Source organism: Carnobacterium inhibens subsp. inhibens DSM 13024, from assembly GCF_000746825.1.
GTDB classification, from domain to species: Bacteria; Bacillota; Bacilli; order Lactobacillales; family Carnobacteriaceae; genus Carnobacterium_B; species Carnobacterium_B inhibens.
In genome coordinates, this window is the sequence record NZ_JQIV01000006.1 from 2322966 (window position 1) to 2336422 (window position 13457).

Consider the following 13457-nt stretch of genomic DNA (forward strand, 5'->3'; position numbering starts at 1 on the left):
TAAGGTAATGAATAAAGTTCCGGTATACGCCGTTATGTAAATGAAGTGTGGATTTAGTGTAAGCTAAATTCAAACAAGGGTGGTACCGCGAATGTAGCCTCGTCCCTTTTTGGGATGAGGCTTTTTGTGTGCTTATTTTTAAATACACAAAAAGCAAAAGAATGATAATTTTATTTAAAGGGGAATAAGAATGGACTTAAAAGACAACTTACAAGTGTTAAGTAAAGAAGCTGTTGAAAAAATTGAAGCAGCTCAAAATTTAAAAGAACTTGATCAAGTACGTATAACCTATTTAGGGAAAAAAGGCCCAATTACTGAAATTTCAAAAGGAATGAAGACTGTTTCTCCTGAAGAACGTCCAGTTCTTGGAGCACTGGTTAATGAAGTGAGAAATAAGATTACTTCATATTTAGATACAAGAAAATCAGTATTAGAAATGGAAAAAATCAATCGTGATTTAGCAAGTGAAGCAATTGATGTTACTTTGCCAGGCAGCCAAGTAGCTGTGGGCCAATCGCATGTATTAACTCAAATAATGGAAGAAATTGAAGACCTGTTTATTGGTATGGGGTATCAAATTATTGAAGGACCTGAAGTTGAAGAAGACAGCTACAACTTCGAACGTATGAATTTGCCTAAAGACCACCCAGCTCGTGATATGCAAGATACTTTTTATATTACGAATGAAATTTTGTTGCGTACACACACTTCTCCTGTTCAAGCTCGTACAATGGACAAACATGATTTTTCAAAAGGACCATTAAAAATGATCAGTCCTGGAAAAGTATACCGTCGCGACAGCGATGATGCAACTCACTCTCACCAATTCCATCAAATGGAAGGATTAGTTGTAGCGAAAGATATTACAATGGGAGATTTAAAAGGAACGCTAGAAGTTTTTGCTAAAAAATTATTTGGTTCAGAACGTGAAATACGTTTGCGTCCAAGTTATTTCCCTTTTACTGAACCTTCTGTAGAAGTAGATGTAAGTTGTTTCAAATGTAACGGTAAAGGCTGTAATGTATGTAAACAGACTGGTTGGATCGAAATTTTGGGTGCCGGAATGGTTCATCCAAATGTACTTGAAATGTCTGGTATTGATGCAACAGTTTATAGCGGTTATGCGTTTGGCTTAGGCCCAGACCGAGTAGCAATGTTAAAATACGGAATTGATGATATACGTCATTTTTACCAAAATGATGTTCGTTTCTTAAATCAATTCAAGGTAAAGGAGTAAGAATATGAATGTATCTTATCAATGGTTAAAAGAATATTTAGATTTATCAAATGTAACACCTGAAGCGTTGGCAGATAGAATGTCACGTACTGGAATTGAGATTGAAGATGTCGCTATTCCGGAAACAGGGTTGAAAAAAATTGTAGTAGGACATGCGGTTGAAGTTGTGGATCATCCAGATTCAGATCATTTGCATATCTGCCAAGTAGATATCGGTGAAGAAGAATTATCACAAATCGTTTGTGGTGCTCCTAATATTGCTGCTGGACAAAAAATCATTGTCGCATTACCTGGAAGTCGTATCACAGGAAATGCAAAAATCAAAAAAGGAAAAATGCGTGGGCAAGTATCAAATGGTATGGTTTGCTCTTTAGCCGAATTAGGATTTTCTGAAAAAGTTGTTCCTAAAAAATATGCAGACGGCATTTATGTGTTGCCAGAAAACGCAGTGCCTGGAGAACCAGTATTTCCTTATCTAGCAATGGACGATGCGATCCTTGAATTGTCGATCACACCTAACCGTGCGGATGCATTAAGCATGCGAGGAGTTGCCCATGAAGTTGGGGCAATTTACGATCAACAACCTAAATTCCCTTCTTTCGAATTAACAGAAGATAAAACAGATTCAGTTGAAAACTATATTAAAGTTGCTGTAGAAAATAGCGAAGATGCTCCAAGCTATAATGTCCGCATCGTTAAAGATGTGAAGATTGCTGAAAGTCCAATGTGGTTGCAAACAAAATTGATGAATGCAGGTATTCGACCTTTAAATAATGTAGTAGATATTACAAACTATATTCTATTAGAATATGGACAACCTTTACATGCATTTGATTATGATCAATTGCAGTCAAAAGAGATAGTGGTTCGTCATGCTAATAATGGAGAAGCTTTAACAACTTTAGATGGAGAAGAACGTCTATTAACTTCTGAAGATATCGTTATCACAAATGGTTCTATCCCAGTTGCTTTAGCAGGAACTATGGGGGGATTGGATTCAGAGATTGAAGACCATACAGTGACTGTAGCTATTGAAGCAGCTATTTTTAACCCGATATCTGTTCGTAAAACAGCTAAAAGATACAATTTAAGAAGCGAATCTAGCTCTCGTTTTGAAAAAGGAATTAACCCTGCTACTATTACAACTGCAGGAGACCATGCCGCTGCTTTAATGGCTGAACTTGCTGGTGGAACCGTAGTAGCTGGTGTTGCATCTCAATCATCTTTAGAAGTAAAAGATAGTATCGTATCAATTACGTTAGATAAAATCAACCGTTCGCTAGGAACAACTATTTCAACTGAAGAAGTAAAAGTGATCTTTGATAGACTTGGGTTTAAGGCTGAAGAAAAAGATGGTTTATTTGAAGTTGCTATCCCACCACGTCGTTGGGATATTGACATAGAAGCGGATCTAGTTGAAGAAGTAGCTCGTATCTTTGGTTATGACAATCTTCCTTCTACTTTACCAATCAGCGCAGCACAACCGGCAGCTTTGAATGATAAACAACGTCTTGTCCGTCATACACGCCGCTTTTTAGAAGGAGCAGGTTTATCACAAGCGATTAGCTATGTATTAACCACTCCAGAAAAAGCAGCTCAATATATGATGCGTGAAAGTGAAGCCACTCAATTAGAAATGCCTATGAGTGAAGACCGGAGCACATTGCGGATGAACTTATTGAGCGGATTGCTAGATGATGCTAGCTACAATAAAGCTCGTAAAAATAAAGATGTTATGCTTTATGAGATTGGTCGTGTGTTTTATAAAGAGGTAACTCAAACACTGCCAGTAGAAGAAGAACATTTGGCAGGAGTATTGACGGGTTCTTTATTAGAAAAAGATTGGAAAGGTCAACCTCAAAAAGTAGACTTCTTTGTAATGAAAGGAATCTTAGAAGGGTTGTTTGCTGCATACGGTTTAACAGAAAAAGTTACATTCGTTTCTGATAACCAACGTGAAGGCATGCACCCTGGTCGTACAGCTGTACTTTACTTGGGTGAAAAAGAAATAGGATTTGCGGGACAAATTCATCCATTAGCAGCAAAAGAGTATGATTTAGATGAAACATATGCTTTTGAATTAAATATACAAGCTATCGTTGAAGCAGAAAAAGAACCAACTATTTATGAAGCTATTCCTAAATTCCCTGGAATGACTAGAGATATCGCATTATTGGTTGATGAAACGATTACAAACCAACAATTGGTAGATTTGATCTATAAAAAAGGCGGCAACTTCTTGGTTAGTGTACGTTTATTTGATATTTATCAAGGTAAGCATATTGAAGATGGCAAAAAATCAATGGCTTATACGTTATCATATCTAAATCCAACTGCAACATTGGTGGAAGAAGAGGTTTCTAAGGCTTTTGATAAAGTTACAAATGCACTAGTGGAAGAATATCAGGTAGTCGTGCGTTAAATAGTATGAATATGCAAAAAGAGTCTTGCTAAATGCAAGGCCTTTTTGTTATGCTAAAAAGCACTAATATATATAAGAGGACTATCCCGTTTTAGGACTCTATAAAGGCTTTTCAGGGGGAACTATATGGAAAAGAAAGAACTAAAAAAAGAAGTGAGCGGTCTTACGGCATTGACCGTAGTTGTCGGAACAGTTATAGGGGCTGGGATATTTTTTAAACCAACAGCAGTTTATGGTGCATCGGGTGCGCCAGGACTAGGTTTATTGGCTTGGTTTGTTGCAGGGATTATTACAATTGCCGGTGGGTTGACAGTTGCTGAAATTGGAACCATCTATCCTCAAACAGGTGGGATGATGATCTATTTAGAAAAAGTATATGGGAGATGGGTAGGTTTTCTAGTCGGATGGGCTCAAATGATTATCTATTATCCAGCTAATATAGCTGCATTGACTATTATCTTTGCAACTCAATTTTCAAGCTTATTTGCCTTATCGGATTCAACGATCGTACCGGTGGCTATTGCCACAGCAATATTTTTGATGGGAATCAATTTTCTTGGAACCAAGTATAGTGGTCGAATTCAAACGGTCGCAACAATCCTAAAGTTGATTCCAATTTTGGTGATCATTGTTGCTGGATTACTTTATCCTGGGGGAGGTGCAGTAAGACTCGTACCCTTTTCGGTAGAGTCCCATCCAGTGCTAACAAGTTTTGGTTCTGCATTAATGGCTACTTTATTTGCTTATGATGGGTGGATCAATGTTGGAACATTGGCAGGTGAAATGAAGAAGCCAGGTAAGATGTTACCAAAGGTAATTATTGGTGGGTTATCCATAGTAATGGCTGTTTACTTATTGATAAATGTTGCTTATTTATTTGTATTAGACAGCAACCAATTAGCCGGAACGGATACACCAGCTGCTTTAGCTGCTTCGTATCTTTTTGAAGGGATAGGCGGTAAATTGGTCACAATAGGTATATTGATTTCTGTATTTGGTGGGATCAATGGCTACATTCTATCTGGTTTGAGAATTCCATACGCTTTAGCAACGCAAAAGATGCTTCCTTTTAGCCATTGGTTTGCTAAAATAAACCCTAAAACAAATTTACCAATCAATGGTGGAATTTTAATGTTAGGAATTGCACTATTAATGATTTTAACAGGACAGTTTAATCAACTGACAGATTTAATTGTTTTTGTGATCTGGATTTTTATTACGTTGACATTTATTGGGGTCTTAATTTTGAGAAAAACTGAACCGGATATTGAACGACCTTACAAAGTTCCTTTTTATCCGATTATTCCACTAATTGCAATAATTGGTGGATTATATATTGTATTTAATACCTTAATTGTTCAACCTCAAAATGCATTCATTGGTATTTTCTTCACGTTGATCGGAATACCCGTTTACCTGTACTGTAAAAAGAAATATGGAGTGCCCGAAAAAGACCAATAAAGGGAAAGAATCCTACCTTAATAGATTTATTGAGGTAGGATTCTTTCTGTTTATTAGCGAAGACCACTGATTTTTTTAGCTTTTTCGGTATTTGCAAAATGCAATTTAGCGTATTTGCCAAGTAAAGGCAGACCGCCTTTTTTCAGCAACTTTGCAGCTATTAAATCAACATTGCTGCCAGCTCCAGAAGGTATTTTAAGACCTGATTTTGCAGTCAATTCATCTAAACCTTTTAAGAAGGCATAACGTGCAATGATTGAAGCGGCTGCTACAGCTAAATGGTGACCTTCACCTTTTGTTTGGAAATACACGGATTCTTTTATTTGGTTTGGCTGATCGCTGATATGTTTGAAATAAGTAGCTGGAAGTTCAAATTGATCGATTAAAATACCATCTGGTTTTTGCGGACTTATTTTTGTAAGCACATGTCCTAAAGCTTGATTATGTAAAACAGCTTTCATTTTACCTTGGGTCATTGTTGGTTGGATGGCATTGTATTTTTCAGGCATAACATTAAGTAAGCTGTGTGGTAAGAATGTTATTAAATCTTTTGCTACACGAATAATTTCAGGGTCTTTCATTTCTTTTGAGTCTCGTACGCCTAATTCTTTCAGCAAACCAAGTTGGGATTGATCCACATAAGCAGCTACTACCGTTAAGGGCCCAAAATAACTTCCAGTTCCGACTTCATCACTGCCAATAACAGACCAGGAACTAAAACCCTTTGGTAAAGGAATATTTATAGAAGAAGAGGGTTTATTCTTAGCTGGAACAATTGTTGCTTTTTTCTGCCATACAGCTGCTTCACGATCAGAACCGGCGCCTTGAAACAGAACTTTTCCAGAGTTGTAAGCCGTTATATTGACCGCTCCTTTTTTAGCTGCAAATAAACCGCCAGGAGGAGTAGATGGTTTTAAGTAAGTCGTGTAATGCTGTTTCATATCGTTTAACGTTTCTTTAGAAACCAAGAGTACTTCATTCGCCATTGTGTCACTCATTTCTTTTTATTAATGAACTAATAAATAGTTTACCATAGAATTTTGTCTAATAAAGGCAGGATATTAAAATGAAATGAAAAAATGTGCAACTATTAGTCGATTCATGGTAAAATAAGGGAAATGTGATTTTTAGGAGGGGCTGCCATGTCAAAAGGGAAAATTCGGTATAAAACAACTATAGCAGGAAGACCCTACACGATCATCGGAGCTAGACCCGAGGAACATATGCGATCAGTGTCTAAAATGGTAAATGAACAAATGCAGCATATTGAATCATTATCAAAAGGATTAGACCCCGAACGTAGAGCTGTGTTAGTAGCGGTAAATGCTGTATCAGATCAAATTGAAATGCAGATAAAATTAGAAGATATGCAAAAAAGAGTAGAAGAATTAGAAAAGAAATTAGAGAAAGATCAGGAAATGAAAACAAGCGACAATTAATTTTCTGAGTAAAGGTGATCAACATGTTAATGACAGTCATTATAGTACTATTGTTAGCCATAGGAGCTTATAGTGGTGCCAGAAGAGGCCTCATTCTCCAATTGGTTTTGACTATCGGTTATTTTATCTCATATTTATTAGCAGGCAAATACTACCAAACATTAGGTTCACATTTGGAATTAATAGTGCCTTACCCTTCAGCTTCTGAAAGTAGTCAATTTGTTTTTTATAATCAAGCATTGGGTTTTGATCTTGATGGAGCTTTTTATAATGGAGTTGCATTTATACTGATTTTATTTGTCGGGTGGTTAATCACTCGTTTTGTTGGCGGATTATTGAATTCGTTAACCTTTATTCCAGTGTTGAAACAATTGAATGCTTTAGGTGGAGCAATTTTGAATGTTATCGTTTCTTATGTTGCGATTTTTCTTGTTTTGTTTTTATTAACAATGGTGCCGATAGATGCGATCCAAGAAGCATTTAATACTAGTTGGTTAGCTCGTACGATTGTGGAGGACACACCCGTTATTTCAGCCCAACTATACAATTTATGGATAGAAACATCCTTGAAATAACTCATTAGTTAAATAGATTGAAAAAATCGTTTCTCTTAAATCAGGGGGACGATTTCTTATTGAGAATAGTAAAAATAAAAGCCAGTTTAGTGGAAGTGAAACTAAATAAAAGTAAAATTGAAATAAGAGGTGAAACAAAATGAATAAAAAAATCCTTCAAACATTGGAGTTTAGTAAAATTATTCAAGCAATTGCAAATTTTGCTGCTTCAGATTTAGGGAAAGAACAAGTTTTAACGTTATCGCCCTCAATTGATAAAAATGAAATTGAACTATGGCAAGATGAAACAGAAGATGGAACAAGAATTTTAAAATTGCGTGGCCATATGCCTATTCCAAAATTACAAAATGTTCGTCCACATTTAAAGCGTTTGGATATAGGTGCTAGTTTAAACGGATTAGAGATTGCACAAATCGGGAAAATTTTACGCACGACTTCTGAGATGAACCGATTTTTTGAGAATTTAAAAGAAACCGGAATTGAAATGAACCGGTTGTATGAGTTGGCTGAGAACTTCGTTACAACTCCTACTTTGAATCAAGTTATTCGTGAAACAGTAGATGAAGATGGTCGAGTCATGGATGATGCAAGTCCTGCTTTAAATGGGATTCGAATAGGAATCAAACGAGGAGAAAATACGGTTCGTGAAAAATTAGATGGTATTGTACGTGGAAAAAGTGCTCAATATTTAAGTGATGCAATTATTACGATTCGGAATGATCGTTATGTTATTCCTGTAAAACAAGAATATCGGAGTCATTTTGGCGGAGTCGTTCACGATCAAAGTTCAACGGGCCAAACATTATTCGTTGAGCCACAAAGTGTTGTTGAATTAAATAACCGTTTACGTCAACTCCAAATTGAAGAACGTCGTGAAATAGATCGTATCCTAGCTGAAATTTCGAATGAGATAGCTCCTTTTAGTAAAGATATTTTAAATAATATGTTCTTATTAGGAAAACTTGATTTTATTGGTGCTAAAGCTAGTTATGCTAAAAGTATCTCAGCTAATCGTCCTGTTATCCATGAACAAAATGAAGTAAGGCTTTTAAGTGCACGCCATCCCTTATTAGACCAAGTAAATGTTGTCGCGAATGATATTTTGATTGGCGGTGAGAATCAGGCTGTAATCATCACAGGTCCTAATACTGGTGGGAAGACCATTATTCTTAAAACATTAGGCTTACTGCAATTGATGGGGCAAGCTGGTTTACAATTACCTGTTGCTCAAGATAGTCAAATTGGGTTATTTACAGAAATATTTGCAGATATTGGCGATGAACAATCAATTGAACAAAGTTTAAGTACATTCTCATCACACATGACAAATATTGTTTCTATCTTAGAGCGTGTAGATGAAAAAAGTTTGATTATTTTTGATGAGTTAGGCGCTGGAACGGACCCTCAAGAAGGTGCTGCTTTGGCTATCGCTATTTTAGATAAGATAGGTGCTATAGGCAGTTATGTAATGGTAACGTCTCATTATCCTGAACTGAAAGCTTATGGCTATAACCGTCCGCAAACAATTAATGCGAGTATGGAATTTGATGTTGATACGTTAAGTCCAACTTACCGTTTATTAATTGGTGTACCTGGGCGTAGTAATGCATTTGAAATTTCTAAGAGATTAGGATTAGATAACGATATCATTGATTCAGCACGTCAATTGATCGACGGGGAAAGCCAAAATCTAAATGAAATGATTGCTGATTTAGAGAATAGGCGAAAAATGGCTGAAACGGAATATCTTGAAGTCCGTCACTATGTAGATGAAGCAGAACAATTGCATGCAGATCTACAAACAGCTGTGCAACAATTTTATGCTGAGCGTGAAGAGTTAATGAGAAAAGCTCGTGAAAAAGCCAATAACCTTGTTGAAGAAACTGAAGAAAATGCGGACCAAATCATTAAAGAGTTGCGCAAAAAACAAATTCAAGGACAATATGAAGGCGTAAAAGAACATGAATTTATTGATGCAAAAACACAATTGTCCGGTTTGAAACAGGAAGAAGCTTTGGCTAAAAATAAAGTTCTAAAAAAAGCTAAAGCTAAACAAGTAATGAAACCTGGCGATGATGTTATAGTTCAATCGTTTGGGCAAAAAGGAATTTTAATGGAAAAAGTTGATAAAAATCACTGGGTCGTTCAAATGGGTATGCTGAAGATGAAGCTTAAAGAAAGTGATTTGACTTTAACAGCACCAGAAAAAGAACCTAGTCGTAAAATGATTGCATCGGTACGCTCAGAATCCAACAATCATGTTTCACCTCAATTAGACTTAAGAGGAGAGCGATATGAAAATGCATTAGCAGAATTGGATCGTTATCTGGATGCAGCCCTTTTGGCTAATTATCCACAAGTAACAATCGTACATGGGAAAGGGACCGGAGCTATTAGACAAGGCGTAACAGATGCTTTGAAAAAACATCGTTCTATAAAAAGTTTCCGTTATGCACCACCTAATCAAGGCGGAAATGGAGCAACGATCGTTGAATTTAAATCTTAAGCTTATGGGTAGATATTAAAAATGTTTTTTGATATAATGAACTAAGAATATAGCTTACTATTAATAAGTTGTAAAAAAGTTTTTGGGAGGAATAGTGATGGTACAAGCAGTAACTGATGCAACATTTGAAACAGAAACTAAAGAAGGTCTAACAATTACGGATTTTTGGGCAACATGGTGTGGTCCTTGTCGCATGCAATCACCAGTCTTAGAAGAATTAGATGAAGAAATTGGTGATGAAGTAAAAATCGTCAAAATGGATGTTGATGCTAACCCAGAAGTACCAAGCTCATTTGGTATTATGAGTATTCCTACTTTATTAGTGAAAAAAGATGGCGAAGTTGTTGAAAAATTGATTGGTTACCATAACAAAGAACAAATCGAAGACGTTATATCAAAATACAAATAATTAGGTTTAACAATCAAAAAGGTAAATAGGATTGAGACAATTGTCTCAATCCTATTTTTATGTAATCAATTAAAATAGAATAGAATAAATTCTTCTATTCTATTTTTGAAGAGTGATTTAGATAATAAGCCACTTCTTTTTTGAGTTCTTCTTGTAATGAAAAATCTTCAATAGCTTCCAATAGATTAAAGCCTTTTTGAAACCACATTTTTGTTTCAGCTTCAACTTTATTTAATTTAGTTAAAATAACTCCTTTTCGTACATATAAGACACCTAATAAACGATATTTCCCTTTTTCTTTACTAATTGATATTAAAGAATCTGCTTTTTCAAGTGCTTGTGTGTAATTTTGATTTTCCATCAATAAATAAATTAAATTCATTGAGTAAGCCATCTTTAACTCTGTTGCATCATAAAAATGGGTATAATTTTCTAATTCTACTAATGCACGTTTTGAAATAAAAAGAGAAGTGTCAAAATCAAAGAAAAAAAGAATGTTATTCAATAAACGCAGTTCTGTTAAGTACCACTTATCAAGTAAGGAAATACGATGCCAGACTTTTTCAGCGAAAGGAGCTGCTTGCGTTAAGTCGTTGGTTTTTGAAAGTGTAATAAGTGCATTACAGATATAAAAGATATCTTGTACAACATTATCTTTATGTTCTTTTAAATAAGTTTTTGTCGTTTCTCTAACTTTCATTAAGGTATTTAAATCATTATTTACAGCCATAGTTTTAAATTGATATAAGATAGCATCTTTTCCAGTTAATTGGTAATGATTATGTATGTAGTTGAATTCTTCATGTGTCATATCTAAATTATTTAAAATTTGAAAATATTTGGTTATGTTTGGAACAATGCTGCCCGTTTCAAACTTAGTGTAGGTTGACCGTGCCATTGCATCTTTTGCAACATATGCTTGGGTATAACTTTTGTTTTCTCTTATTTTTTTTAAATCTTTTCCAAATTTTTGACCAATTTGTGTCATAATTGAACCTTCTTTCAATAAAAAAATGTGATTATATGAACATTATACAAGATATTATAAAACATTTGCTATAATTAAATCAAAGTTAGGAGGGATTACATGAAAAAGATCTTGAAAAAATTGATAGCATTTTTGCCGGTAATCTGGTTCATGGGCGGTGGGGGCTAGAAAAGGCTTAGACACTTGTCGCTCTTTACCTTTCCCTTGACCCTGAGTCATTTTAACGAATTAGTAAAAGCCAGTTGGTTAACTGTCTTTTACTAATTCATCGGATAATACTAATTCTGTCAACGTTAAGAGTAGGAGGGACAGTATGGGAACTAATATAATAAAGGCAAGGAACGGTTATGCGTATATTCTTGAAGGAAAAAACCTTTGCAATACGTTACCTGTAGATGAAGAAGACTTAATTGAAAATGCCGATGGAATTCTTGATTGTCCTCTTGATGGCGTATTAAGAAAAAATAAATTATCCTTAAGTGATTTGAATGAAATGAAAACAACAAAATTGCTTTTTGTAAAATTAGAAGCTGAACAGACAATAATCTTAAACACGATATGTCTTAATCTTAATATGTGATATAAAATTAAATAGCTGAATTTTAAAAGCGTTGATAAAAATTAACGCTTTTTTATGTGTTTAAAAATATAAAATTCTGATACACTCCTATCATATATATTAGAATAACTAATAAATAAGGATGGGATTCAAATGAAATCAATGTATATCCGTACAACGGATGTTGAAATCTATTGTAAAATTACAGGAACTGGGGAACCATTACTATTACTACATGGTAACGGAGAAGATCATCAAATATTTGAGCATCAAATCATCCATTTTAGTAAACAATTTCAAGTGATTGCAATGGATACGAGAGGGCATGGACTTTCTGAACATGGTAAAGAAATACTTACCTTTAAAAAAATTGCACAAGATATTCTAGCGGTATTAAATTACCTCAATTTAGAAAAAATAATGATCATGGGATTTAGTGATGGAGGAAATATAGCATTATATTTTGCTAGTCATTATCCAAAAAGAATCAATAAATTGGTTGTTATTGGGGCTAATTATAAAGTAAATGGGTTAAGTGAAAAATCTTTAACGGAAATAAGAAGAGAATACGCAGTCCTAAATATTTTAGGTAACTATTTTTCAAAAGCTGAGAAAAAGAAACAAGTGATAGATTTGATGTGGCACCAATTGGATTTAAAGGTTGATGATTTACTCGCCATAAAAGTGCCAACTTTGATAGTTGCTGGAGAGTATGATGTGATTAATGAAAGTCATACAATTAGTATTCATAAATGGATAAATGGCAGCGAGTTAGTAATCATACCAAAAGCTAGCCATTTTTTGATGATTGAAAAGTATGAAGAGTTTAATCAGCTTGTTGAAAGTTTTTTATGTGATGTATAGCTGTAAAATTAGGAGTTCATATTTCTTGAAAAGTATTTACAGAATAAATTATAATAAAGAAAAAATTATACAAAAGATTAAAAATATTTTTCTGTTTTCTCATCTAGTATTGATAACTAGGTTGAATAGTTTTTGAAACTGTGTTATTCTTGTCTTACATAAAAATTACTAACGCATACATGACAACAATGACAATGTTCTTTCTGTAAGAGTACTTATTGGCATATGTTTTTAAGGAGGAAATAAAAAATGAATGATGAAGCAGTATATACAAAAAAATATCTGGTGACCAATGAGGTATTGAATGCAGTAACTCACGGTGTAGGAGCAATTTTAAGTATAGCGGGAATGATATTACTCATTATGAAGGCTAGAAATACAGGCTCAACATTAGAATTGGTTTCTTACAGTATTTACGGATTTTCACAATTCCTACTTTACCTATGTTCAACACTTTATCATAGCTTGATTTTTACAAAAGCAAGAAGAGTGTTTAAAATTTTTGATCATTGTAGTATCTTTTTGTTAATTGCTGGTTCCTATACGCCTATTTCTCTGGTAACAATTGGTGGGAGAATGGGTTGGACCTTATTCGGAATCGTATGGGCAATTGCAATTTTTGGAATCATTTACAAATGTCTATGGATTGAAAAATTCAAAAAAATGTCAACTCTTTTATATATAGGAATGGGATGGCTTAGCATGTTTGCCATCAAGCCAATGTATATCGGACTTGGTTTCGATGGATTTGCATTATTGCTGGCTGGAGGACTTTCATTTACAATTGGGACTATCTTTTACAGCATGCGTAATGTTAAATATATGCATGTCTTGTGGCACTTGTTTGTCTTAACGGGTACTGCTTTTATCTACTTCTCAATTTTACTTTATGCATAAAAAAAGCCTGATGTTTTCTTCAAGGCTTTTTTTTTGCATATAACGGTGAGCTAATTTTCTTCATAGTGCTTTTCTTAGGCTTTTTTTTAAAAGAGTTATA

The 13457-nt window shown here is 34.5% G+C and carries 12 protein-coding genes and 1 other annotated feature (1 of these 13 only partly in view); of the genes, 10 read left to right on the forward strand and 2 right to left on the reverse strand.

Annotated features, from left to right (window positions below; translation table 11 throughout):
• Window positions 1-110, forward strand: a binding site (T-box leader) (it extends 136 nt beyond the left edge of the window).
• 80 nt (window positions 111-190) lie between these two features.
• From pheS to BR65_RS12260, 3 genes are all read left to right on the forward strand, one after another.
• The gene (gene pheS / locus BR65_RS12250; protein WP_034538415.1) at window positions 191-1237 is read left to right on the forward strand and encodes a phenylalanine--tRNA ligase subunit alpha; all 1047 of its coding nucleotides are present in this window, start codon (window positions 191-193) and stop codon (window positions 1235-1237) included.
• 4 nt (window positions 1238-1241) lie between these two features.
• Complete coding sequence (gene pheT, locus BR65_RS12255) at window positions 1242-3659, forward strand: phenylalanine--tRNA ligase subunit beta (RefSeq protein ID WP_034538416.1); 2418 nt, start codon at window positions 1242-1244, stop codon at window positions 3657-3659.
• Window positions 3660-3785: 126 nt separating this feature from the next.
• Complete coding sequence (locus BR65_RS12260) at window positions 3786-5120, forward strand: APC family permease (protein WP_023177105.1); 1335 nt, start codon at window positions 3786-3788, stop codon at window positions 5118-5120.
• 53 nt (window positions 5121-5173) lie between these two features.
• Here BR65_RS12260 and rnhC read toward each other — a convergent pair whose 3' ends face one another.
• Window positions 5174-6106, reverse strand: a complete 933-nt coding sequence (gene rnhC, locus BR65_RS12265; protein WP_034538417.1) for a ribonuclease HIII — start codon at window positions 6104-6106, stop codon at window positions 5174-5176.
• A 156-nt stretch (window positions 6107-6262) separates the two neighbouring features.
• Here rnhC and BR65_RS12270 point away from each other — a divergent pair, with 156 nt between their 5' ends.
• The 4 genes from BR65_RS12270 (at window position 6263) to trxA (ending at window position 10049) form a co-directional block, all read left to right on the forward strand.
• The gene (locus BR65_RS12270) at window positions 6263-6559 is read left to right on the forward strand and encodes a cell division protein ZapA (RefSeq protein WP_034538418.1); all 297 of its coding nucleotides are present in this window, start codon (window positions 6263-6265) and stop codon (window positions 6557-6559) included.
• Window positions 6560-6582: 23 nt separating this feature from the next.
• Window positions 6583-7134 carry a CvpA family protein gene (locus tag BR65_RS12275; protein ID WP_023177108.1) on the forward strand — a complete coding sequence of 184 codons (552 nt, stop codon included), beginning with the start codon at window positions 6583-6585 and terminating at the stop codon, window positions 7132-7134.
• A gap of 139 nt (window positions 7135-7273) precedes the next feature.
• The gene (locus tag BR65_RS12280) at window positions 7274-9640 is read left to right on the forward strand and encodes an endonuclease MutS2 (RefSeq protein ID WP_034538420.1); all 2367 of its coding nucleotides are present in this window, start codon (window positions 7274-7276) and stop codon (window positions 9638-9640) included.
• Between the two features lie 97 nt (window positions 9641-9737).
• Entirely contained in the window at window positions 9738-10049 is a 312-nt protein-coding gene (gene trxA / locus BR65_RS12285) for a thioredoxin (protein WP_023177110.1), read from the forward strand.
• A gap of 94 nt (window positions 10050-10143) precedes the next feature.
• On the opposite strand, the gene BR65_RS12290 is transcribed toward trxA, so the two are convergent.
• Complete coding sequence (locus BR65_RS12290) at window positions 10144-11037, reverse strand: helix-turn-helix domain-containing protein (RefSeq protein WP_034538421.1); 894 nt, start codon at window positions 11035-11037, stop codon at window positions 10144-10146.
• Between the two features lie 313 nt (window positions 11038-11350).
• On the opposite strand from BR65_RS12290, the gene BR65_RS12295 reads away from it, so the two are divergent.
• From BR65_RS12295 to trhA, 3 genes are all read left to right on the forward strand, one after another.
• Entirely contained in the window at window positions 11351-11617 is a 267-nt protein-coding gene (locus BR65_RS12295; RefSeq protein ID WP_023177112.1) for a hypothetical protein, read from the forward strand.
• A gap of 132 nt (window positions 11618-11749) precedes the next feature.
• Window positions 11750-12460, forward strand: a complete 711-nt coding sequence (locus tag BR65_RS12300; RefSeq protein WP_051932780.1) for an alpha/beta fold hydrolase — start codon at window positions 11750-11752, stop codon at window positions 12458-12460.
• A 249-nt stretch (window positions 12461-12709) separates the two neighbouring features.
• Window positions 12710-13357 (forward strand): PAQR family membrane homeostasis protein TrhA, encoded by a 648-nt coding sequence (gene trhA / locus BR65_RS12305; protein ID WP_034538422.1) that lies wholly within the window; start codon window positions 12710-12712, stop codon window positions 13355-13357.
• Window positions 13358-13457: the final 100 nt, after the last annotated feature.

Excerpts from the sequence above, each read along its gene's own strand:
- pheS (WP_034538415.1), top strand. The coding sequence starts at position 191 with ATGGACTTAAAAGACAACTTACAAGTGTTAAGTAAAGAAGCTGTTGAA.
- pheT (WP_034538416.1), top strand. The coding sequence starts at position 1,242 with ATGAATGTATCTTATCAATGGTTAAAAGAATATTTAGATTTATCAAAT.
- BR65_RS12260 (WP_023177105.1), top strand. The coding sequence starts at position 3,786 with ATGGAAAAGAAAGAACTAAAAAAAGAAGTGAGCGGTCTTACGGCATTG.
- rnhC (WP_034538417.1), bottom strand. The coding sequence starts at position 6,106 with ATGGCGAATGAAGTACTCTTGGTTTCTAAAGAAACGTTAAACGATATG.
- BR65_RS12270 (WP_034538418.1), top strand. The coding sequence starts at position 6,263 with ATGTCAAAAGGGAAAATTCGGTATAAAACAACTATAGCAGGAAGACCC.
- BR65_RS12275 (WP_023177108.1), top strand. The coding sequence starts at position 6,583 with ATGTTAATGACAGTCATTATAGTACTATTGTTAGCCATAGGAGCTTAT.
- BR65_RS12280 (WP_034538420.1), top strand. The coding sequence starts at position 7,274 with ATGAATAAAAAAATCCTTCAAACATTGGAGTTTAGTAAAATTATTCAA.
- trxA (WP_023177110.1), top strand. The coding sequence starts at position 9,738 with ATGGTACAAGCAGTAACTGATGCAACATTTGAAACAGAAACTAAAGAA.
- BR65_RS12290 (WP_034538421.1), bottom strand. The coding sequence starts at position 11,037 with ATGACACAAATTGGTCAAAAATTTGGAAAAGATTTAAAAAAAATAAGA.
- BR65_RS12295 (WP_023177112.1), top strand. The coding sequence starts at position 11,351 with ATGGGAACTAATATAATAAAGGCAAGGAACGGTTATGCGTATATTCTT.
- BR65_RS12300 (WP_051932780.1), top strand. The coding sequence starts at position 11,750 with ATGAAATCAATGTATATCCGTACAACGGATGTTGAAATCTATTGTAAA.
- trhA (WP_034538422.1), top strand. The coding sequence starts at position 12,710 with ATGAATGATGAAGCAGTATATACAAAAAAATATCTGGTGACCAATGAG.